Annotated in this window: 21 protein-coding genes, 1 tRNA gene and 2 pseudogenes; 10 read left to right on the forward strand and 14 right to left on the reverse strand. The window is 25.9% G+C overall.

What is annotated here, in order from left to right; translation table 4 throughout:
- Nucleotides 1-188: 188 nt before the first annotated feature.
- The 12 genes from AAHJ00_RS05615 to AAHJ00_RS05670 all read right to left on the reverse strand — a co-directional run bounded on the left by AAHJ00_RS05615 (nt 189) and on the right by AAHJ00_RS05670 (nt 12,582).
- Nucleotides 189-1,328, reverse strand: a complete 1,140-nt coding sequence (locus tag AAHJ00_RS05615) for a hypothetical protein (protein WP_342223734.1) — start codon at nt 1,326-1,328, stop codon at nt 189-191.
- A 15-nt stretch (nt 1,329-1,343) separates the two neighbouring features.
- Nucleotides 1,344-2,273 (reverse strand): 16S rRNA (cytosine(1402)-N(4))-methyltransferase RsmH, encoded by a 930-nt coding sequence (gene rsmH, locus AAHJ00_RS05620; RefSeq protein ID WP_342223735.1) that lies wholly within the window; start codon nt 2,271-2,273, stop codon nt 1,344-1,346.
- On the reverse strand, nt 2,273-2,725 hold the full coding sequence (mraZ, locus tag AAHJ00_RS05625; RefSeq protein ID WP_342223736.1) for a division/cell wall cluster transcriptional repressor MraZ: 453 nt from the start codon (nt 2,723-2,725) through the stop codon (nt 2,273-2,275). Before mraZ ends, rsmH begins: the two co-directional genes overlap by 1 nt.
- A 140-nt stretch (nt 2,726-2,865) precedes the next feature.
- Nucleotides 2,866-3,045 (reverse strand): 50S ribosomal protein L32, encoded by a 180-nt coding sequence (rpmF, locus tag AAHJ00_RS05630; RefSeq protein ID WP_342223737.1) that lies wholly within the window; start codon nt 3,043-3,045, stop codon nt 2,866-2,868.
- Nucleotides 3,045-3,581 carry a hypothetical protein gene (locus tag AAHJ00_RS05635; RefSeq protein WP_342223738.1) on the reverse strand — a complete coding sequence of 179 codons (537 nt, stop codon included), beginning with the start codon at nt 3,579-3,581 and terminating at the stop codon, nt 3,045-3,047. The genes rpmF and AAHJ00_RS05635 overlap by 1 nt, the downstream gene beginning before the upstream one ends.
- Nucleotides 3,526-5,115, reverse strand: coding sequence for an MATE family efflux transporter (locus tag AAHJ00_RS05640; protein ID WP_342223739.1), 1,590 nt, complete (start codon nt 5,113-5,115; stop codon nt 3,526-3,528). Before AAHJ00_RS05640 ends, AAHJ00_RS05635 begins: the two co-directional genes overlap by 56 nt.
- A 30-nt stretch (nt 5,116-5,145) precedes the next feature.
- Nucleotides 5,146-7,557: a phenylalanine--tRNA ligase subunit beta gene (pheT, locus tag AAHJ00_RS05645; RefSeq protein WP_342223740.1), complete on the reverse strand. Its 2,412-nt coding sequence runs from the start codon at nt 7,555-7,557 to the stop codon at nt 5,146-5,148.
- Between the two features lie 18 nt (nt 7,558-7,575).
- Nucleotides 7,576-8,613 carry a phenylalanine--tRNA ligase subunit alpha gene (gene pheS / locus AAHJ00_RS05650; protein WP_342223741.1) on the reverse strand — a complete coding sequence of 346 codons (1,038 nt, stop codon included), beginning with the start codon at nt 8,611-8,613 and terminating at the stop codon, nt 7,576-7,578.
- Nucleotides 8,614-8,769: 156 nt separating this feature from the next.
- Nucleotides 8,770-10,173 carry an MFS transporter gene (locus AAHJ00_RS05655; RefSeq protein WP_342223742.1) on the reverse strand — a complete coding sequence of 468 codons (1,404 nt, stop codon included), beginning with the start codon at nt 10,171-10,173 and terminating at the stop codon, nt 8,770-8,772.
- Nucleotides 10,174-10,368: 195 nt separating this feature from the next.
- Complete coding sequence (locus tag AAHJ00_RS05660; RefSeq protein ID WP_342223743.1) at nt 10,369-11,448, reverse strand: NAD(P)/FAD-dependent oxidoreductase; 1,080 nt, start codon at nt 11,446-11,448, stop codon at nt 10,369-10,371.
- A gap of 277 nt (nt 11,449-11,725) precedes the next feature.
- A complete protein-coding gene (locus AAHJ00_RS05665) occupies nt 11,726-12,475 on the reverse strand; it encodes an RNA methyltransferase (RefSeq protein WP_342223744.1) in 750 nt (249 codons plus the stop codon).
- A gap of 24 nt (nt 12,476-12,499) precedes the next feature.
- Nucleotides 12,500-12,582: transfer RNA gene (locus AAHJ00_RS05670), tRNA-Leu, on the reverse strand.
- Nucleotides 12,583-12,980: 398 nt separating this feature from the next.
- On the opposite strand from AAHJ00_RS05670, the pseudogene AAHJ00_RS05675 reads away from it, so the two are divergent.
- A pseudogene (locus AAHJ00_RS05675) lies at nt 12,981-13,804 on the forward strand (IS5 family transposase).
- Between the two features lie 49 nt (nt 13,805-13,853).
- Here AAHJ00_RS05675 and AAHJ00_RS05680 read toward each other — a convergent pair.
- Entirely contained in the window at nt 13,854-14,804 is a 951-nt protein-coding gene (locus AAHJ00_RS05680; RefSeq protein ID WP_342223745.1) for an IS30 family transposase, read from the reverse strand.
- A gap of 437 nt (nt 14,805-15,241) precedes the next feature.
- Between AAHJ00_RS05680 and AAHJ00_RS05685 the strand changes: the two genes are divergently transcribed.
- The 6 genes and pseudogenes from AAHJ00_RS05685 to AAHJ00_RS05720 all read left to right on the forward strand — a co-directional run bounded on the left by AAHJ00_RS05685 (nt 15,242) and on the right by AAHJ00_RS05720 (nt 19,510).
- The gene (locus AAHJ00_RS05685) at nt 15,242-15,931 is read left to right on the forward strand and encodes a thiamine pyrophosphate-dependent enzyme (protein WP_342224620.1); all 690 of its coding nucleotides are present in this window, start codon (nt 15,242-15,244) and stop codon (nt 15,929-15,931) included.
- Nucleotides 15,931-16,936: pseudogene (locus tag AAHJ00_RS07980) on the forward strand (alpha-ketoacid dehydrogenase subunit beta). Before AAHJ00_RS05685 ends, AAHJ00_RS07980 begins: the two are co-directional and overlap by 1 nt.
- A gap of 19 nt (nt 16,937-16,955) precedes the next feature.
- Nucleotides 16,956-17,156 (forward strand): biotin/lipoyl-containing protein, encoded by a 201-nt coding sequence (locus tag AAHJ00_RS05705; RefSeq protein ID WP_342223749.1) that lies wholly within the window; start codon nt 16,956-16,958, stop codon nt 17,154-17,156.
- Complete coding sequence (locus tag AAHJ00_RS05710) at nt 17,110-18,258, forward strand: 2-oxo acid dehydrogenase subunit E2 (RefSeq protein ID WP_342223750.1); 1,149 nt, start codon at nt 17,110-17,112, stop codon at nt 18,256-18,258. The genes AAHJ00_RS05705 and AAHJ00_RS05710 overlap by 47 nt, the downstream gene beginning before the upstream one ends.
- 46 nt (nt 18,259-18,304) lie before the next feature.
- On the forward strand, nt 18,305-19,039 hold the full coding sequence (locus AAHJ00_RS05715) for a YebC/PmpR family DNA-binding transcriptional regulator (protein WP_342223751.1): 735 nt from the start codon (nt 18,305-18,307) through the stop codon (nt 19,037-19,039).
- A gap of 285 nt (nt 19,040-19,324) precedes the next feature.
- A complete protein-coding gene (locus AAHJ00_RS05720; RefSeq protein ID WP_342223752.1) occupies nt 19,325-19,510 on the forward strand; it encodes a transposase family protein in 186 nt (61 codons plus the stop codon).
- On the opposite strand, the gene AAHJ00_RS05725 is transcribed toward AAHJ00_RS05720, so the two are convergent.
- A complete protein-coding gene (locus AAHJ00_RS05725; RefSeq protein WP_342223753.1) occupies nt 19,458-19,595 on the reverse strand; it encodes a hypothetical protein in 138 nt (45 codons plus the stop codon). The two genes, AAHJ00_RS05720 and AAHJ00_RS05725, sit on opposite strands and share 53 nt — an antisense overlap.
- A gap of 57 nt (nt 19,596-19,652) precedes the next feature.
- Here AAHJ00_RS05725 and AAHJ00_RS05730 point away from each other — a divergent pair, with 57 nt between their 5' ends.
- The 3 genes from AAHJ00_RS05730 to AAHJ00_RS05740 all read left to right on the forward strand — a co-directional run bounded on the left by AAHJ00_RS05730 (nt 19,653) and on the right by AAHJ00_RS05740 (nt 21,772).
- A complete protein-coding gene (locus AAHJ00_RS05730; RefSeq protein ID WP_342223754.1) occupies nt 19,653-20,555 on the forward strand; it encodes an IS30 family transposase in 903 nt (300 codons plus the stop codon).
- A 161-nt stretch (nt 20,556-20,716) separates the two neighbouring features.
- Entirely contained in the window at nt 20,717-20,926 is a 210-nt protein-coding gene (locus AAHJ00_RS05735) for a hypothetical protein (protein ID WP_342223755.1), read from the forward strand.
- Nucleotides 20,927-20,948: 22 nt separating this feature from the next.
- Nucleotides 20,949-21,772, forward strand: a protein-coding gene (locus AAHJ00_RS05740; protein WP_342223756.1) for an IS5 family transposase whose coding sequence is annotated in 2 segments (ribosomal slippage) — nt 20,949-21,345 and nt 21,345-21,772 — 825 coding nt in all. Because the reading frame shifts where the segments join, the coding sequence is not laid out codon by codon here.
- Nucleotides 21,773-21,897 lie beyond the last annotated feature (125 nt).

The following is a 21,897-nucleotide window of genomic DNA, read 5'->3' on the forward strand; positions in this document are numbered from 1 at the left end:
TCCTTGCTTTGTTTTTTCTAAAATAAACTTAGCATCATGAAATTTTTATATGAGATTTTTTGCAATTTTATTTACTTGCACTTACAAGTATAATTCAGCAATTTTAATTATTTATAAAAATTTTAAATAAAAATTAAATTCGTCTCTTTTTAAAAAACTTCTTGTGTCTGTCATAAGTCTGTGGTATATTACAATTTTTTGTTTAATAAGTGTTGATAATAGGCATTACCAATAAGTCCTGACCAAATTTCATCATTAGCACCAATAATATTAGAATTATAAAACCGTAATGATGATAAATTACTATTTTTATTAATATAATTAACAAAACCAGCAATCTTCATTACTTCACCCAAAAACACAATTGGTAAATTTCTGGTTTTTAAAATATGTGCCAAATGCTCCTTAATTTTAATTAAAACTGCCTCTACACGACTAATAACAATATTTTTTAATGTTTGATGACTATACTCCAAATATTTCTTTTTCTCATAATCATATTTAGAGTAAATAATCTTATTATCCAAAAAATTATTATCAATATTAATAATTTTATGTAAATAGTCTTCAGCAATATCTCACCGACATTGCAAAGCATACTGCAAATCAGCAATGAGATTTTTAAATCCATAATCAATAATATTTAAATCATATAGCGTTTCTTTAACAAAAATACTTACTTGCGTATTATCATAATTTCAATCAATAATAATTGCTCCATCTTGTAATTCTTTCCGAGAAACTGTTGCTCAAGCATGACAAAAAGGCATTAAAACTAAAGATAACAACTCTAACTTACTATAATTTATCGCTTCTAAATGAGAATTATAAATTTCCTTTTTAATTGTGTATACTAACGAATTAACCGCAACACTTGTTGCTAACTCATTAATTGGCGGATATGGTAACTTTTTCTGCCCATTAACAATAAATTTATATGGTCGTGTCAAACAAATAACCTCATCATTAGCAAGAGAAATATTTTTACTCATCACAATCAAATTCCTAATATCTTCATTAGTAACCCGATGTTGCTTCTTATTAATTTCAATTATTGCTTGCCCTTGACGAATAGTTAAACAATTACTTACTAAATTCAAAGCTACGCGTTTAATTTGAATTGCTAATTGCAGATTAGCCTTTTTAACTATCATATTAATAAATTTACCAACAACTTTAGGTTCTAATACAACACCATTCTCACAAAAATTACCATTTTGAATATGATTAAACAAAACATTAAGCTGTGATTTATGATAACTAAAAACCATAAATTTAATTCGTTTAGTATCTATTTCGATAACTGCATAAAGCTCTTGATTAATCACTAACAATAACCTTTCTTAAAATTTTCTGATTGCTCTTAATTTAGCACTACGAGCACGAGAATTTTCTTGAATTTCTTGTTCACAAGGAGAAACAACTTTTTTAGTTAATAATTCAAAACTAGGTTCTCATTTGATTGACATTGGTAATTTAGATAATAATGGGTCAAATTTAGGAACTACTTGTTCTTTAAACAATGTTTTAACAATCCGATCTTCCAAAGAATGAAAACTAATAACCACAAGCACCCCTTCTGATTTTAATAGTTGCAAAGATTGCTTTAACGATACTCGCAAACTATCTAATTCATCATTAACGGCAATTCTTAATGCTTGAAATGTCCTTCTGGCTGGATGTTTAGCCTTTTTTAAAATTTTCATTGGTAAGGCACTCTTAACAATATCAACAAGTTGTAATGTTGTTATAATTTTACTATTTTCACGATATTTTACAATAGCACGAGCTATTGTTTTTGCAAACTTTTCTTCACCATAAATTCATAAAATATTAACAATATCTTCAAAACTTCAATTATTAACAATAACTTCTGCCAATAGCGGTTGTTTTTGATCCATTCGCATATCTAAAGGACCATCTTGATGATAACTAAATCCTCGCTCTGCTTCATCTAATTGTGGTGATGATACTCCTAAATCATAAATAATACCATCAACTTGTAAAATATTTCTTAATTGTAATTCTTTCTTTAAATAACGAAAATTAGTGGCAATAATTTCATAATTATGAAATTTATTTAATATTACTTTAGCATCAATAATTGCTTGTTTATCTTGTTCTAAACAATATAATTTTCCAGTTGTTAACTTTTCTAAAATTTTCTCACTATGTCCTGCCCTTCCTAAAGTACAATCCACATAAATACCATCAGATTTAATATTTAATAACTCTAATGTTTCTGACAATAAAACTGGTTTATGTTTTAACATTAATTTTTCTCCTCAATATTCATTATTAAATTTTGAGCAGATTGTTCTAAATTATTTTCATCATTTACTAAATAATTTTCTCACACTTTAATATCTCAAATTTCTATTTTATTAGAAAGTCCAATAATCATAACTTCCTTCTTAATATTAGCTAATATTAATAAACTTGACGGAATATTAATTCTTCCTACCTTATCAATATTAAGTTCTAAAGAATTAGCAAAAATTTGTCGTTGTAAGATGCGACTATCCTTTAAACCTTCTGAACTTAATAAAATTTGCTCTTGTCATTTAATAAACACATCATATGCTCTTAATACTAAACAACCATCGAATCCCTTAGAAATGACTACTTGTTCACCTAGTTTGGTACGAAAACGTGTCGGAACTATAATTCTGCCTTTATCATCAAGACTATGTTTAAATTGTCCTAACAACATATTATAACCCACTTTCTCCCACTAGTAAACACATTATATTCCTAATTAACAAATTTTTCAATAAAATTTAACACAATTTATTAAAAATTTTAAAAAAAACACTGCTATTATAAGCAATGCTCTTTTTTTATCATTTGAAATTAAATACAAATTTACTGAACAATTTTAACTACTTCTTTACCTTTGTAATAACCACATTCTTTGCAAACACGATGGGGCTTAATATTTGCACCACAATTAGTACAATTAACTAATGTTGGATGTCATAACTTAAAATGTGTTCTTCTTTTCGCTTTTCTTGTTTTTGATGTACGTCGAAACGGAACTGCCATTATTTATCCTCGTTAATACTTTCTAATTTCAATTTTTTTAAGGGCATTCAATGACTATCTTGTTCTAAAGAATTATAAACTTCTTTTTCAGTAATAAATTGTCATTTTTTACCTTTCTTAGATATTTTAACATCTTTTACTGTTAAATTGATAGGAGTTATTGCAAATATTTCATCTCATAAATACTTATCTAAATAAAATATTTTTTCATTAATATAGTTTAAATTACAATTAAAATAATCAAAACCATATTCATCCTTTCAATTTCATTCATTAGTTCAACTAAAAGATTGTAAACTTAAAGCACATAACAATGTTATCGTTGCTGTCACTTGCACATCAATAATTAATGAATTAACTTGTGAATTATAAATTATTGTCCCTTTAAGATGAGAATAATTAACTTCTTTAATATGACAATTACTAGCTCTTATTATTTCTGGATTAATCGTAATAACATTATCCAAATTAATAATCCGATTATTTTTTAAATAATTTTGTGAATATTCTACTACTCTTCCTCACTTTTTTTGCACTATCTAATTTTAAATAAGAACGATATTTTTTTCAAGTCATAATTAATATTGGAATTGTTATCAAAGCTGAAATTGGTGCTACCAAACCTAAAAATAAAAAATAATAATGAGCATTTTTAGTTACTAAAGCAACAAAATAACCAATAATAATACAAGGTATAAAAACAATTATTGAACGAAGTGCTGAAAAAAATAATGACATCTTAGGGCGACTAATTGATTGATAAAAAATAATCCCAATATATGGCACAACAACTGTTGGATAAACTAAATAACTTAACAAGAAATATCAACGATAAGTCATATCAACATTAGAAATAAATAGAGTTAACATTTCATTACCAAAAATAGCAATAATTAATTCAGTAATTATTAATATTAAAAATTGCACTAAAATTATCCTTTTAAGAATATCTCAAATCCTTTGATAATCTTTAGCACCATAAGAATAAGATAATAATGCCCTTCCTCCTTGACTAACACCAATTAAAGGGGAATCAGTTAACCCAATTCACGGAGCAATCCCAGCAAATAATTGCACAACTCACGGAACAGTAAAACCCGGCCGAGGTAATTCAATACTTAACTTTGAAACAAAAAAATTAGATAACGCTGATGTCACAGCAACTGAAATATTAATAAATAATGGCGTCATCCCAATAGCAATAATATTATATAAAATTGTTTTTTCAATTTTCAAATCTTCTCAATAAATTTTTAACTTTGATTTCGGTTCTAAATAGATAACTAATAATGCAAAAATAATATTTCAAAACCACGAAATAACTGTCGCAATTGCAGCTCCTTCTAATCCTAATTTACCATAAACCATTAATACAATATCTAAAACAACATTAACAATTACTGAAGTAAAAATAATAATTGTTGCTCAAAAACCTTGACCTTCAGACCTTAATAAATTAATTAAAAAATTACTTAATAATATAAAAAATAAAAAGAAAATAAACCACTTAGTATAACCAACTGCCAACTGCAAAGCAATTTTATATACTTCGGGATTTGTCATTTGCGAATTTTTTGATTGCAAAGCAATTAGCGGTTCATTAGTAAATACTAAAATTGGTGTTAAAACAATAGCAACAATAATCATTAAAGAAATTCCATTACCAATAGTTCGTGATATTAATGGATTATTTCTTTCCCCATAAGCAATACCAAACCTTGTTGATGTCCCAATAGCAATAAATAAACTAAAAGCTGTCAATAAACCAATTGTTGATGAAGAATATTGGGTTGCGACATTAATAATATCTCGAGCTAACATTTGTAAATTATTTTGTTCAATTAAAGAATTATTTTCTAAAAATGTACTAATAACATAACTATCAGCAAATTGTAACGCTAAAAACTTATCAACCAAATTATATGTTGACATAATAATCATAATTATAACCGTTGGCAAACACATAAAAAATATTGCTTTTCAAGGATTATAGTTACGAATTACGGTTTCTCTTTTTGTCAATTGTGATTCATCGTCATTTTTAAAATTATCATTAATTGTTGTTTTCATTTTTATACCTTTCTAGTTAATAAATAACGATTAACGCACTATAACTTTTAAATCTTTCATTGTTTTCAAAAATAAATTATATTGCTCTTTTAAATCTTCATCAGTAAATTGTTTTTTTGAATCATTAAAAAATAATCGTAAAGTTCAAGATTTTTTATCTTGACCAAGTTTATCAACATTTTCATACTCATTAATAAGTTGCAAATCAACTAACTTATTACTAATATTTAATAATGGCTTAATAATATTATCATAACTTGTATCTTTATTAACTAAAATTGACAAATCAAATCAAGAAAACATATTTCTAATAATTGGCTGATATTTAATATCGCATTTAAAAAGCTCATTAATTAATGTCATATTTAATGAAATAATAAAATTATCATCTTTAAAATTTAATTCTTGTTGAATTTTTGGGTGCACTTTACCAATTGTTGCAATTTGCTGATTTTTTATTAAAACATTAGCTTGTAAATGAGGATGCAAATCATTGTATGTGGAAGGAACATACTGAATATCTTGATCATTAAAGTTTAACTTCCGCAATATTCCTTGCAATAATCCCTTAGTATTAATAAAATCAACAGCAATTGCTTGTGGTAAATAAGGAATACTCATTCATTCACCTTGCAATAAAATTGATAATTGTTGATGATGAAATTTTAAATCATCATAAATATCTTCATAACTATAAATTTTAATACCATTAATTTTTCGTAAATTATTATATTGGGCTACCGTTAATAACGAATTTACTAAATTAGTTCTTAAGTACTGATGATTTGACGACATTGGTTGTAATACCTTAACAGGTTTTGTAACATTAAAAAAATTAAAACGATTTAAATTAATACTTGATTCTAAATTATAAGTTTTTGTTTCAAAAATATTTTGATTTAATAAATAACTAATAACCGTTTCTAAAATATATTTACTTCAATTTTTTTCATTAGTTAATGGCATAAATAATGGCATTATATTAGGAATATTGTTATAACCATATCTGCGAGCAATTTCTTCACTAATATCAGCTTCATTAATAATATCAAGGCGATATTTAGGGACAGTAATTATTAAATCATCATTAACAGCAGATTCCAAAATTAAAAACCCTAACGGTTTTAAAAATTCAATAATATCTTTTTTTGTTAAATCACTAATTCCTAAAATACTTTTCTGGATTTTTAATGTTGTTTTTATCGTTACATTTTCTATCACTAATACTTTATTATTAATTATTGGTGACACTTGTTTAATAGTTATAATTGATGTTAACAACTCTAAAAATCTTTGGATAGCAATTTCTAAATTATGCCCATTTGATGGTTTTGACCATCGTAATAAATTATTAGTATTAACCAATGATAAATATCTTTTTTGTTGCTCATACATCTGCTTCTCATTTAGATGTAATGCTAAAACAACAAATTGTTTAGTCTCATTAATAATTTCATATTTTTTGTTAGTCATAACACCTAACACTTCAATAATATCATCACTAGCAATTACAAAATCTTGTAAAGTTATCTCTTGTTCATTAACTTTCGTTTCTGCCATCGCTTTTTGAATTGATATTTCACTATTAATTTTTGAAAAATCATACCCTACTAATGGTTGTCCTGTTTCTCAGGAAACATAATTTAGTAAATCTTGGATTAAATTATTTGGACGAATATTAGCATAACAAAGTCTTGAAAATAATCACTTTGGCGTAACAACACTACTATCAATTAACACCATAACATTTTTCATTGCCTTAACAAGATTATTATCAATTTTAATATCTAATGATAACTTATCATTAACTAAATTTCCTAAATGAGAAAAATCATCAGTTATTAACGATTTTAAAGGCAATTTAAAGAATGCTGCTATCTCACGAGCTAATTCATAAGCACTTAAACAATCACTACGATTATAGGTCAAATTAATAGTAAAAGCAGTATCATTTTCAAAAATATAACTTAAAGAATTAGTATTACCTAAAGGATAATTAACATCCTCAGGAAATAAATAAACACCGACAGCATCTTGATTAACTAAAACTTCCTTAGGAATTCCTAATTCTTGTAACGAGCAAATCATTCCTAAGGAAAGCTTATTAGCAATCATTCTTTCTTCAATAATCATGCCATTGGCTAAATGAGCACCAATTTTAGCAAAAATAACAAAACGATTTTCTTCAACATTATTAGCACCACAAACAACAGGAATCGGTAACTCTTCATTAATATCAACCATACAATACGATAACTTATCAAAATTGGCAAGTTTAACTTTTGATAATACTTTCCCAATAACAATATTAGTATTTAAAGTATCAAAACTAAAAACTCTTTCAACTTCAAAACCACTATCATTTAATGCTTGTTCAATGTCTTCATTGCTAATATTTTTTAAATCAACATATTCATTTAAAAATTTACGGGTAATAATCATATATACACTCCTATTATTCTAAAAATTCTTAAATTGCTTTAAAAAGCGATAATCATTATTATAAAAATGACGAATATCTTCAATACCATATTTTAACATTGCAATCCGCTCAATACCAATACCAAAAGCAAAACCTTGTAAAGAAGCAGCAAGGTTATTTTTAATAAAAACATTCGGACTAATCATTCCAGCACCTAAAATTTCTAATCACCCTGTATGTTTACAAATATTACATCCAACACCAGCACACTTAGTGCAACTTACATCCACTTCAACCGATGGTTCCGTAAAAGGAAAATAACTGGGGCGCAAGCGCATTTTACTTTCTTCTTTAAATAACCGTTTAATTAAATAATTTAAAGTTCATTTCAAATTAGTAAAGGAAATATTTGGAGCAACTAAAAAACCATCAATTTGCATAAACTGATGACTATGAGTAGCATCGTCATCATCACGACGATAAACATTACCAGTAGAAACAATAGCTAACGGCAAAGAAGAATCTTTATATTTTTCTAAATAACGAGCCGTAACATTAGTACAATGTGTTCTTAATAAATAATTACTATCTAAATAAAATGAATCTTGCATCTCTTGGGCTGGATGATTTTTAGCTAAATTTAACCTTTCAAAGTTGTATTCATCAGTGTCTACTTCCTGTCCTTGCACAATTTCATATCCTAATTGTTGAAAAATTTCACTAATTTCACAAATAATTAAATTTAAAGGATGACGATTAGCAATCAAAAAACTATTTACTGGTAAACTAACATCAATTGTTTCCAATTTTAATTCTAATGACAAATTTTCTTGCTTTAATAAAGTTTCTTGAGTTTCTAATAAACTAATTATTTCCTTCTTAAAAACATTAACAATTATTCCTAAAGCAATTCTTTCTTCATTTTTTAAATTACGCATTGTTCCTAACAAACTATCTAATTGCGATTTTTTACCTAAATATTTTATTTTTAAAGTTTGTAGAAGGTCTAAATCTTGACATTCATTAACTTCTTTTTTTGCTTGCACTAATAATTCCTGTAATTGTTGTTCTGTCATTTACTTCACCCTACTATCATATAATAACTTGTTTAATTATAACAAATTCTATGTAAACCCTAATAAAAAAAAGAAATTATATTTAAAATATAATTTCTTTTTTATCTTTCTTTTATCACAAGTAAATATTAAATCTAATTATAATAACTATAAATTCTATTCATTTTCATTATCATGATACGATTTATTTCATACTAATGATAATAATATACAGGCACTTACACCACAAACTATTAAAAATATAAAGGTTGCATCTCAACGATTATTTAAACTTTGTAATCCAGAACCAATAACAACTTTAGATATTACAGCATCACCAAAATAACCAAATATACCAGTAAAACCAGCAGCTGTTGCTACAACTCTTTTATTTGATAAATCCATCGCTTGCATCCCAATAAACGCAACCGGACCATAAATACAAAAACCAGCAATTCCCATAAAGAGAGCAATTTGTCAAATACTTTGATATTGAGCTTGTCATAAACCAACAATTGATAATGTCGTAATGGCAATAGCTGCAATCATAATTGGTGTTAATCTTCCTTTAAATAATGTTTTAGCAGTAAATCCCATTAATATCGTTCCTGGAACCGCCATTCATTCAAAAATACTTCATAATCATTTACCTTGATTTTTAACATCAAAACTATGTTGTTCTTTAAAAAAGGTTAAAGTTCAATCAGAAACACCATTTCTTAATACATATATAAATAAATTAGCAAAAGCAATAATTCACAAATTTTTATTTAATAAAACATATTTTTTAAAATAATAAAATCAAGTTTTTTCAACAACCTTATTTTTACTATCATTAACACCAACAAATTTTTTAACTTCAATATCTAATTTTTCAGGATAATACTTTTTATAATGTTCTTCAACTGATAACAAACCTAAACTTTCTGGTCGATCTTTCATAAATATACAAATTAATATTCCCCCAACTAAACCAATAGCACTAGGCAAAATAAAGTAACCCGCAATACCAATATATTCTTCTAATAATGAATGCGATATCATAATTATTATCGCAATTATTGCTGTTCCAAAATTATGCGATGTATTCCAAAAAGTCATCCGCATTTGTTTTTCTTTCGGTATAAACCAATTAGTCATACTTCTAGCACTAGCAGGTCATCCCATTCCTTGAAATCAACCAATCAAAGCCATTAAACTCATCATTAATACAATATTAGTAATATTAATGCCAACCATTCATCCCATTATAAAATTCATTAATGACGACAAAATTAAACCGATTCCTAAAAATCAACGAGCATTACTACGATCACCAACAGAACCCATTACAAATTTAGAAACCCCATAACTAAGTCCCATTGCCATACCAACTAACGAATAAATATCTTTTGTCATTAAACCATTATTAATTAAATCACTTCCAGCAACACTTCATTGCCTTCTAATAAAATAATATAATATATATGATATTATTGCTATTCAAAATACTCGCTCTTGATGAGATTTAAAATATTTTTTAATTAAAAAATCTTCAGTTAATTGTCCTTTTGCTTTTGCTGGTTTCATAAACGCAAACATTTTTGCAAATCAAATTTTCATATTTTTTATTACCATCCTTAATCATTAGACTTGGTACATAACCCTCAATTTTATCTACTATTTTGATAATATTATTTTCTAGATGAAGTACAAATGTTAGATAAATACAAAGACGAAAATGAATTTTATAGTTTGGTAGGTGCAAAATGTTATAGTTATGTACCAAGTCTATTATTAATTTTTATTTTTTAATTCTTTTTCTTGTATCATATTAACAACATATTTAGCGATCGCTGGACTTGCACTTAAACCAGGACTAGATATACCAACAACATTAATTCATTTATCAGAACCTCATTCAATATGAAAATCATTTTTTGCTTCAATTGATCTTGAACCAGCAAACATACTCGTAATTCTAAAATTTAAATCAGGTTTTATTTTTTTCCCTGTTGCAATTAATTTCTGAATAGTTTCTGCTTTTAAATCAATTGTATTGTGATTATGATAATCATTATGATTTTCTGCTGTTGGACCAATAATTATTTTATTATCAAAATTTGGAGCAACCAATATTCCCTTACCTAAACTAGTTGGTGGCAAAAAATATATCATATCAATATTTTCTTCATTTTCACAAACTAAATACTGACCTTTTCTTAATGACAAACTAAAGTTTTTTGTTTCTTCAATATTAAACTGAGCACCATGACCAGCACAATTAATAATTAAATCAAAATCAGATGGGATAATATCCTTATGACCATCAAAAAATAATTTAGTTGTTAATGACACAAAATCACAATTTTTAATAATTTTAATGCGATCATTATTTTCTCATTGTTTAAGTAATAGTGTTACATATTTCTTAACATTTAAAATATAAGAATCAACGCCTAATAAATATTTACTAACATTTTTATTACTAGATAAATTTGCATTTAATGTTAACAAATTACTATTAATACCATTAACAATTCCTTGCTTTAAAAGTTGATCTAATACTTGAGCATCATCTTCATTAAAACTCAATACTTGTGTAGGAACATATTTTATAATTTCATTATTAGCTTTTTTATTCTCAAGATATCTTTTTTTTCAAATATTATGACCTTGAATTCCCAAAACTGCCTTTAAAGTTCCTGGCGTTGCATCAAAACCCATATGAATAATATTTGAATTTAATATTGATGTTTCTGAACAAACATCTTGATTTTTTTCAATAATTGTTATTTTATTATTAGATTGTGCTAATAATTCCTTTGCAAGTTCAAGACCAATAATTCCCGAACCAATAATTAATATTTTTTTCACCTTAACATTCCTTCTTTCATCATTATAAATTAATTTAATATATCTTAAAAACAATTTTATTTTAATACACTTTAACATGAAAAATTCTTCTTTTTTCTTACCATTTTTTCAAAATAAAATTTAATCATTATTAATTTATCTTTTTAAGATTTTTAATTTTTTAATTAAGCATTTGATTTATATATCGTGGTAGCAATAATAATGTTCTATATTCTTAACAATTTTTATTTAATAAATTTCTCTCTAAGACATAAAAAATGCAACTAAAAAAGTTACATTAATTTTGATTCATTATTTCATAAAGACTAATAGTTAAAGCATTAGCAACATTCAAAGATTCTACCCCGTTTGATGTTGGAATATAAAAATTATCATCAATCAATGGTCATAAATGAGAATTTATTCCTTTACCCTCATTGCCAAATAATAATGCTACTTGATTATTAAAATTCACATCGCGCAAACGATTATTAGCTTCTTTAAATACTGTACCATAAACTTTAAAACCTTTATCTTTTATACTAGCAATAACAAGTTCCAAATTAGTTTTAATAATATTTAGATGAAATATCGCCCCCATTGAAGTCCGAATTACTTTATCATTATAAATATCAACACTATCATTACTAATATATAATGTTTGCACATTAAAGGCAACACAACTACGAATGATATTTCCCAAATTAGTTGGATCTTGAATTTTATCTAACATGACAACTAAATTTTTATCAACTTCATAACTATAATCTAAAAAACTACAAACACCAATAATTGGTTGGGGATTAACAGTTGCAGATATTTTCTTAATAATTTGCTCATTAACAATAATTATATTACTAAAATCTTCAATTTTATTAGCAATATCTTGTGTTATTAAAATCATTAATAACTTATTTTGTTTCTTAGCCTCTTCAATTAAGTGAAACCCTTCAATAAGAAACTGTTCCTTTTCTTTACGATACTTGCTCTCTTTTAACTTGACTAAATCCTTAATTAAGGAATTATCTATTGAATTAATTATTTTCATATCAAAAATGCTTTCTAAAATTAATGGTGCCCAAGATCGGACTCGAACCGATACGGATCAACCGATGGTTTTTGAGACCATTGTGTCTACCATTCCACCACTTGGGCCTTATTTTTTAATTAGACTTGGTACATAACTATAACATTTTGCGCCTACCAAACTATAAAATTCATTTTCGTCTTTGTATTTATCTAACATTTGTACTTCATCTAGAAAATAATATTATCAAAATAGTAGATAAAATTGAGGGTTATGCACCAAGTCTATTATATAGTATTTTAGTAAAAAATCAAATATTTTTCAGAAGAAACGGTCGCGTTTAGTTTTCTTAGGTATTGCTTTGAAGAAGTAAAACAATCAGCTAATTATATTATTTAATTACTAAACTAACCCTACCTTTCTTGTTATTGTCATTTTTATTCATTAGACTTCTTGCATTACTTATTTATTAAACAAAATTCCTATAAAATATATTTAAAATAGAAATTATAAGGAATTTAAGATTATGAAATTTGATAAATTTAATTTTATTAATGATAAAGAATTATTACGATTAACTGGAATAAAGCAAAGTACTTTTAATAAAATGTTAAATATTTTAAAAGAAGCTGAGTTAAAAAAGTTTAAAAGAGGTGGTAAAAATAATAAATTATCATTAGAAAATAGATTATTGATGACTTTATCATATTGACGAGAATATCGTACTTATTTTCATCTTGGTAAAAGTTTTGATATTAGTGAAGCTAGTTGTTATCGAAATATCAAGTGAATTGAAGATATTTTAATCAAACATCCTGATTTTCAACAACTTGCTGGTAAAAAAGCATTAATAAATGATTATTTTAATGATAAAACAATTATTATTGATGCTACAGAAACACCCATTTAACGCCCAAAAAAGACAAAAACAATCTTATTCAGGAAAAAAGAAAAAACACACTATTAAAACACAAGTAATTATTAAAAAAGAAAGCAAAATAATTATTGCAACAAATTTTTCTCTTGGTAAAAAGCATGATTTTTGTTTATTTAAAGAATCAAAAATCCCAATTTTAAAAAATACTAAATTAATAGTTGATAATGGTTATCAAGGAATACAAAAAATTCATAGTAATGTTTCTAATACCTAAGAAAAAAACAAAGAAAAACCCTTTAAATAAAGAACAAAAACATAATAATAAATTAATTTCAAAAATGAGAATTATTATTGAAAATATTTTTGCTATTCTTAAAAAATTTAAAATTATTACTGAAAAATATCGTAATCGTAGAAAACGATTTAGTTTAAGATTTAATTTAATTGCTTCAATTTATAATTTGCAATTATAGATAACATAAAATATTTATTTAAAATGCCAAATTGTAAAGTTAAGTGCAACTAAATTATTTTTCTAACCAAATATTCGATTGGTGAAAGATAATTTAGTATTTTTCTTGGTCTTTGGTTTAAAGACAATATAAATTTATGAACTGCATTTTTAGTAGTATTTGAAAAATTAAATTTTTTAGGAAATTTTTCTCTAATTAAACCATTAGTATTTTCATTAGTACCTCTTTGTCAAGGCGAATACGCATTAGCAAAATAAATTTTCACATTTAAATTTTTTTCAAGTTGTTGTCAATTAGAAAATTCTTTACCCCTATCAAATGTTATAGTCTTAACAAGATTATTTGGAAGAATTGATAAATAATGGCTAATGTTTTCGTTAATAACTTTAGTAGTTCTATTTTCAACTAACATTGCTAAAGTAAATCTTGATGTTCTTTCAACTAAAGTTATTAAACATGATTTACTTTTACCTCGTGATGATACTACAGTATCACCTTCTCAATGACCAACAGTTATACGATTATTAACATTAATATTTCGTTCTTTAATTGATTTACCATTAAATTTACCGCAATTTTCTTGAGATTTTCGTTTCTTACCTTTTCTTCTTAAATTTTTATTAGTAACTTTTTCAAGTAATCCAGAATAAATTCAATTGTAAATTGTTTTAAAACTAATAATTCATTCTTTATGAAAATTTTTAATTCTGCCATAAATTTGTTCAGGCGATCAACCTAATAGTAATTTTTGTTGTACATATTTTACTAATTCTCTATTTTTAAACTTATGAAAATAAACATGTGATTGTTTTCTGTTTTCTGCTTTATTTTGTGCAATTAATGAAAAATAATGATTACTATCTTTATTTCTATTGACTTCTCGAATAATAGTACTAATACTTCGATTAAGATTTTTAGCTATTTCACTAATTTTTACTTTAAACTTCAATTGATTCTCAATATAAATTCTTTCATATATGCCAAGATGTTTGTAACCCATATAAAAACTCCTTGCTTTGTTTTTTCTAAAATAAACTTAGCATCATGAAATTTTTATATGAGATTTTTTGCAATTTTATTTACTTGCACTTACAAGTATAATTCAGCAAATTAAATTTAAATAATAAAATAATTTTTTGTTGTGTCAAAATTTACACATTTAATAAAATCCATAAGTATTAACCTAATAAAAGTTAGAAATTACTATATAGTATTTTTTATTTACAAATAATTTGTAATTATTTTAATAAGTAATGCAAGAAGTCTAATAAAATAATTTTTTGTTGTGTCAAAATTTACACATTTAATAAAATCCATAAGTATTAACCTAATAAAAGTTAGAAATTACTATATAGTATTTTTTATTTACAAATAATTTGTAATTATTTTAATAAGTAATGCAAGAAGTCTATTAATGTTTTACCAATTAATATCCCAATTGGGACTCAATATTCCCATGCAACCGGAATTGCGTTTGCTGAAAAGTTTAAACAAGGTGATGGTATTGTTATTACTACTATTGGTGATGGGGGAACGAGTGAAGGCGAAGTTTATGAAGCAATGAACTTTGCTACGATTCATAAATTACCAGTAATTTTTATGGTGGAAAATAATCAGTGGTCCTTAACAACACCGAGAAAAAAAGCATCAGCAACGGCATCTTTAGCAATTAGAGGTGTGGGTGTTTTTGGGATTGCTAGTGCTCAAGTTGATGGTAATGATTTTTTTACAGTTTATGCAATGGTTGAAAAAGCAATTGTTCGTGCAAAAGCTGGTGAAGGTCCAACCTTTATTGAAACAATTACTTATCGGCGTTTTGCTCATTCAGCATCGGATATTAAAAAAGATTATTATGATCCACAATTAGAAGCTGAATGATTAAAAAAAGATCCGCTTGATCGGTTAAGAAATTATTTAATTGCGAATAAAAAATGAGATGAAACCAAACAAAAACAATTAGATGTTGAAAATGAAGTATTAATTCGTAATGAAATTAATAGTGCAATGAATAAAAAAGATACAAAATTGGCAGATATTTTTCAATATACATATGCAAAAATGACACCGCAATTAGAAGAACAATTAGCAGAAGCACAAGCATATTTTGCAAAGGAAGGTAATAACTAATGGCACTATATAGTAATATTCAAACATTAACTAATGCACTAGACATTGCAATGGAACGCGATAAGACAATAGTTACTTATGGTGAAGATGTTGGTTTTTGCTGGTGGCATGTTTCGTGCAACTAGAGGTTTACAAAAGAAACATGGTGAAAATCGTTGTTTTGATGCGCCAATTGCTGAAGCTAGTTTAGTAGGAATTGCTGCTGGAATGGCTTTTAATGGACTTCGCCCGATTGGGGAATTACAGTTTCAAGGGTTTTGCTTATTCGGCGTTTCAACAATTATTTTGTCATATAGTTCGGTTTCGTAATCGCACAAGAGGAAGATTTACTTGTCCAATGGTTATTCGGATGCCAGTTAATTTGTGAGGTTTAAAAGGTTTAGAACATCATTCTGAAGCTATTGAAGCAATGTTTGCGCATGTTCTCCTGGTTTTAAAGTTGTTATTCCGGCTAAACCTACTGATGTTAAAGGATTAATGTTAGCAGCAGCGGAATGTGATGATCCGGTAATGTTTTTAGAACCGTTAAGAAATTATTATACGCCCAAAGAAGAAGTTGCTGCTGGTCATTATACCATTGAAATTGATAAGGCAAAACAAATTACTAAATGAGAAGCTAGTGATAATCCTGATTTAACAATTGTTACTTATGGGCCATTAGTTTATGATTGTGAAGCTGCTGTTGCTAAATTGCAACAAGAAGGAATGAAAATTGAATTAATTGATTTAATGACAATTCATCCGTGAGATGAGGCAATAGTTGTTGTTTTCGTTAAAAAGACAAGAAGAATATTAGTAGTGCATGAAGCAGTTAAATCTTTTTCAGTATCTTCAGAAATTATTACGACAATTAATGAAAAATGTTTTGAATATTTACAATGTCCGCCAGCGAGATTAACAGGTTATGATGTGACTGTTCCTTTATATCAAGGTGAACATTGATTTAAGATTACTGAAAAAAGAATTATTGATAAAGTAAAAACAATGATGACATATTTAGCTTAAGTGAGAAAGGAGTAGAGATATGATAGAATTTAAATTTTTAGGTCTTGATGGTGATATTAATGAAGGTCAAATAACACAAATTTATGTTAAGATTGGCGATGATATTAAAAAAGGTCAAGATTTATTTGAGTTAGAAGCAGATAAACTTTCTCAAGCAATAGTTGCTGAATTTGATGGTAAAATTGGTCAAATTAATTTTGAAGTTGGCGATATTTATTAAGACCGGTGATGTCTTTGCTAGTAGTAATCTTAGTAATAATGTTACTTCATCTAAATCTAATAAGTCAGAAGAAAGTATTAATAAACAAGTTTCATCAAATATGATGGAAACTAATCCTGAAAAATCAAATAATAAAGTATTAGCAACCCCATTAGCTCGAAGGATGGCTCGTGAATTAGGAATCGATATTACAACTATTAAGGGGACAGGACCTAATGGCAGAGTATTAAAACAAGATTTAGTCGGTGGACATCCTTTGTCTAGTGAAGTAAAATCATCGAAATTAGTAACAGAAAAACCATTAGCGGTTGCCCCGCCAATGCAATCTTGTGTTGATGATATTTCTTTAAAAATGGTATCGCAAGCAGAACAGCGTGTAAAAATGACGCCAACCAGAAAAGCAATTTTTAAAGCAATGAGTAATTCAGTTTTTACAATTCCGCATACTAGTTTAATGACGCAAGTAAATGTTACTGCTTTAGTACAATTAAGAGCACAATTAAAAATGACAGTTATTAAACCTGATTTTAAATTAACTTATATGCCATTTTTTATTAGGGCAGTTACGATGGCTTTAAAAGAATTTCCAATAATTAATGCACGATTAGATGAAGTAACAGAAGAAATTGTTTATCATAATTATTATAATATTGGCATTGCTGCTGATAAGATGTTAGCTCATGTGGCATCAGCGCAAAGAATTGTTGCTGTGGAAAATATTTTAGGTAAGAATAGTAAAATGGATATGGATTATATTGCTAGTTGTATTTATTCGTTTCCAAAAATTGCTAGTGTTGGTTTAACAGAGCAACAATGTCAAGATAAACAATTACCGTTTAGTAGTTTTAAGTTTCCTTTATTGGGTAATGGTAAAGCATTAGCTGATGGTGAAATAACGGGATTTGTTAAACTTTTAGCCAATAAACGAACTGGTGAGATTTATGGGGCTCATATTATTTCGGGAACAGCAACGGATATGATTATGGGAGTGACAACAACAATGGTTAGTGAAGGAACAATTTATGAGTTGGCAAAAAACAATTCATCCTCATCCAACTTTATCAGAAGTTGTGATGGAAGCTGTGCATGGAATTATTGGTAAACCAATTCATGGTTAATTTAAAATTTTAATGAAAAGGAGAATTATCATGGCAGGACATTCAAAATGAGCAAATATTAAGCATCGTAAAGCGGCCCAAGATAAAATTCGTGGTAAAATTTTTCAAAAAATTTTGCGACAATTAAATACTGCGGTAAGAAACGGTGGGATTAATATTGAAACTAACAATCAATTGCGATTGCTAATTGAAAAAGCAAAAACAGTTAATATGCCCAAAGAAAATATTGACCGTGCTTTAAAGAAATTTAGTCAAGATAATAGTAATCTTAATTATGAAGAAATTATTTATGAAGGATTTGTTGCGGGACATATTGCTGTTATGGTTGAATGTTTAACTGATAATCGTAATCGTACAGCGACTAATGTTCGTAGTATTTTTAATAAAGCTAAAGGAACATTAGGGGTTACTGGCAGTGTTCGTTATCTTTTTACTCGTGTGGGACTATTAGTTTTTACTAATAAGACCGTTAGTGTGGATAAAGTTTTTGAATGAGCTTTAGAAATTGCGGCTATTGATGTTAATAACGATGAAGGAACATTTATTATTACGACAACTGTTGATAGGTTTTGAATAACCAAAACCTTTTTAGAATCTAAGGGTGTTACTGCCTTTGATGTTAGTGAAATTATTTTTCAACCGAACAAAACAGTATCCTTAAAAAATAAAATTGCCATTGAACAATTTTGACAGTTAATTAATTCCTTAGAAGATGATGACGATGTGCAAAATATTTATTATAACTTTGTGGAAGATGATAATTAATTAAAAAGGAAATTATATTGCTAAAAACTAATAAATTATTAGTAAAGTTAAAAAGGAGATTGTTGATGAATCAAGAGTATATTTTAGCTATTGACCCAGCCGGAATTGGCGTTACAGGAGTAGTTATTTGTGATCTGCAAGATTTATCTATTAGACTTGGTACATAACCTTTAATTTTATCTACTATTTTGATAATATTATTTCCTAGGTGAAGTACAAATATTAGATAAATATAAAGATGAAAGTGAATTTTATAGTCTAATAGGCATAAAATATAAAACTTTCATGAAAATGGTAGAAATTTTAAAAGAAGCTGAAGCTAAACAAAAACAAATTGGTGGTAGACCAAATAAATTATCAATAGAGCAAAGATTACTTATGACTTTAGAATACTGAAAAGAATATAGTACATATCGTATTATTGCAAAAAGATATTATTGGAAAATAAGGGTACTAATAATAATTTATTAGCAATTGATGCTACAGAAATTCCAATTGAAAGAATTGCTGAATTATACTTGTAAGTGCAAGTAAATAAAATTGCAAAAAATCTCATATAAAAATTTCATGATGCTAAGTTTATTTTAGAAAAAACAAAGCAAGGAGTTTTTATATGGGTTACAAACATCTTGGCATATATGAAAGAATTTATATTGAGAATCAATTGAAATTTAAAGTAAAAATTAGTGAAATAGCTAAAAATCTTAATCGAAGTATTAGTACTATTATTCGAGAAGTCAATAGAAATAAAGATAGTAATCATTATTTTTCATTAATTGCACAAAATAAAGCAGAAAACAGAAAACAATCACATGTTTATTTTCATAAGTTTAAAAATAGAGAATTAGTAAAATATGTACAACAAAAATTACTATTAGGTTGATCGCCTGAACAAATTTATGGCAGAATTAAAAATTTTCATAAAGAATGAATTATTAGTTTTAAAACAATTTACAATTGAATTTATTCTGGATTACTTGAAAAAGTTACTAATAAAAATTTAAGAAGAAAAGGTAAGAAACGAAAATCTCAAGAAAATCGCGGTAAATTTAATGGTAAATCAATTAAAGAACGAAATATTAATGTTAATAATCGTATAACTGTTGGTCATTGAGAAGGTGATACTGTAGTATCATCACGAGGTAAAAGTAAATCATGTTTAATAACTTTAGTTGAAAGAACATCAAGATTTACTTTAGCAATGTTAGTTGAAAATAGAACTACTAAAGTTGTTAACGAAAACATTAGCCATTATTTATCAATTCTTCCAAATAATCTTGTTAAGACTATAACATTTGATAGGGGTAAAGAATTTTCTAATTGACAACAACTTGAAAAAAATTTAAATGTGAAAATTTATTTTGCTAATGCGTATTCGCCTTGACAAAGAGGTACTAATGAAAATACTAATGGTTTAATTAGAGAAAAATTTCCTAAAAAATTTAATTTTTCAAATACTACTAAAAATGCAGTTCATAAATTTATATTAGACTTCTTGCATTACTTATTAAAATAATTACAAATTATTTGTAAATAAAAAATACTATATAGTAATTTCTAACTTTTATTAGGTTAATACTTATGGATTTTATTAAATAGACTTCTTGCATTACTTATTTATTAAACAAAATTCCTATAAAATATATTTAAAATAGAAATTATAAGGAATTTAAGATTATGAAATTTGATAAATTTAATTTTATTAATGATAAAGAATTATTACGATTAACTGGAATAAAGCAAAGTACTTTTAATAAAATGTTAAATATTTTAAAAGAAGCTGAGTTAAAAAAGTTTAAAAGAGGTGGTAAAAATAATAAATTATCATTAGACTTCTTGCATTACTTATTTATTAAACAAAATTCCTATAAAATATATTTAAAATAGAAATTATAAGGAATTTAAGATTATGAAATTTGATAAATTTAATTTTATTAATGATAAAGAATTATTACGATTAACTGGAATAAAGCAAAGTACTTTTAATAAAATGTTAAATATTTTAAAAGAAGCTGAGTTAAAAAAGTTTAAAAGAGGTGGTAAAAATAATAAATTATCATTAGAAAATAGATTATTGATGACTTTATCATATTGACGAGAATATCGTACTTATTTTCATCTTGGTAAAAGTTTTGATATTAGTGAAGCTAGTTGTTATCGAAATATCAAGTGAATTGAAGATATTTTAATCAAACATCCTGATTTTCAACAACTTGCTGGTAAAAAAGCATTAATAAATGATTATTTTAATGATAAAACAATTATTATTGATGCTACAGAAACACCCATTCAACGCCCAAAAAAAGACAAAAACAATCTTATTCAGGAAAAAAGAAAAAATACACTATTAAAACACAAGTAATTATTGAAAAAGAAAGCAAAATAATTATTGCAACAAATTTTTCTCTCGGTAAAAAGCATGATTTTTGTTTATTTAAAGAATCAAAAATCCCAATTTTAAAAAATACTAAATTAATAGTTGATAATGGTTATCAAGGAATACAAAAAATTCATAGTAATGTTCTAATACCTAAGAAAAAAACAAAGAAAAACCCTTTAAATAAAGAACAAAAACATAATAATAAATTAATTTCAAAAATGAGAATTATTATTGAAAATATTTTTGCTATTCTTAAAAAATTTAAAATTATTACTGAAAAATATCGTAATCGTAGAAAACGATTTAGTTTAAGATTTAATTTAATTGCTTCAATTTATAATTTGCAATTATAGATAACATAAAATATTTATTTAAAATTAAATTTAAATAATAAAATAATTTTTTGTTGTGTCAAAATTTACACATTTAATAAAATCCATAAGTATTAACCTAATAAAAGTTAGAAATTACTATATAG

Source organism: Spiroplasma endosymbiont of Asaphidion curtum, assembly GCF_964031085.1.
Classification (GTDB): domain Bacteria; phylum Bacillota_I; class Bacilli_A; order Mycoplasmatales; family Nriv7; genus Nriv7.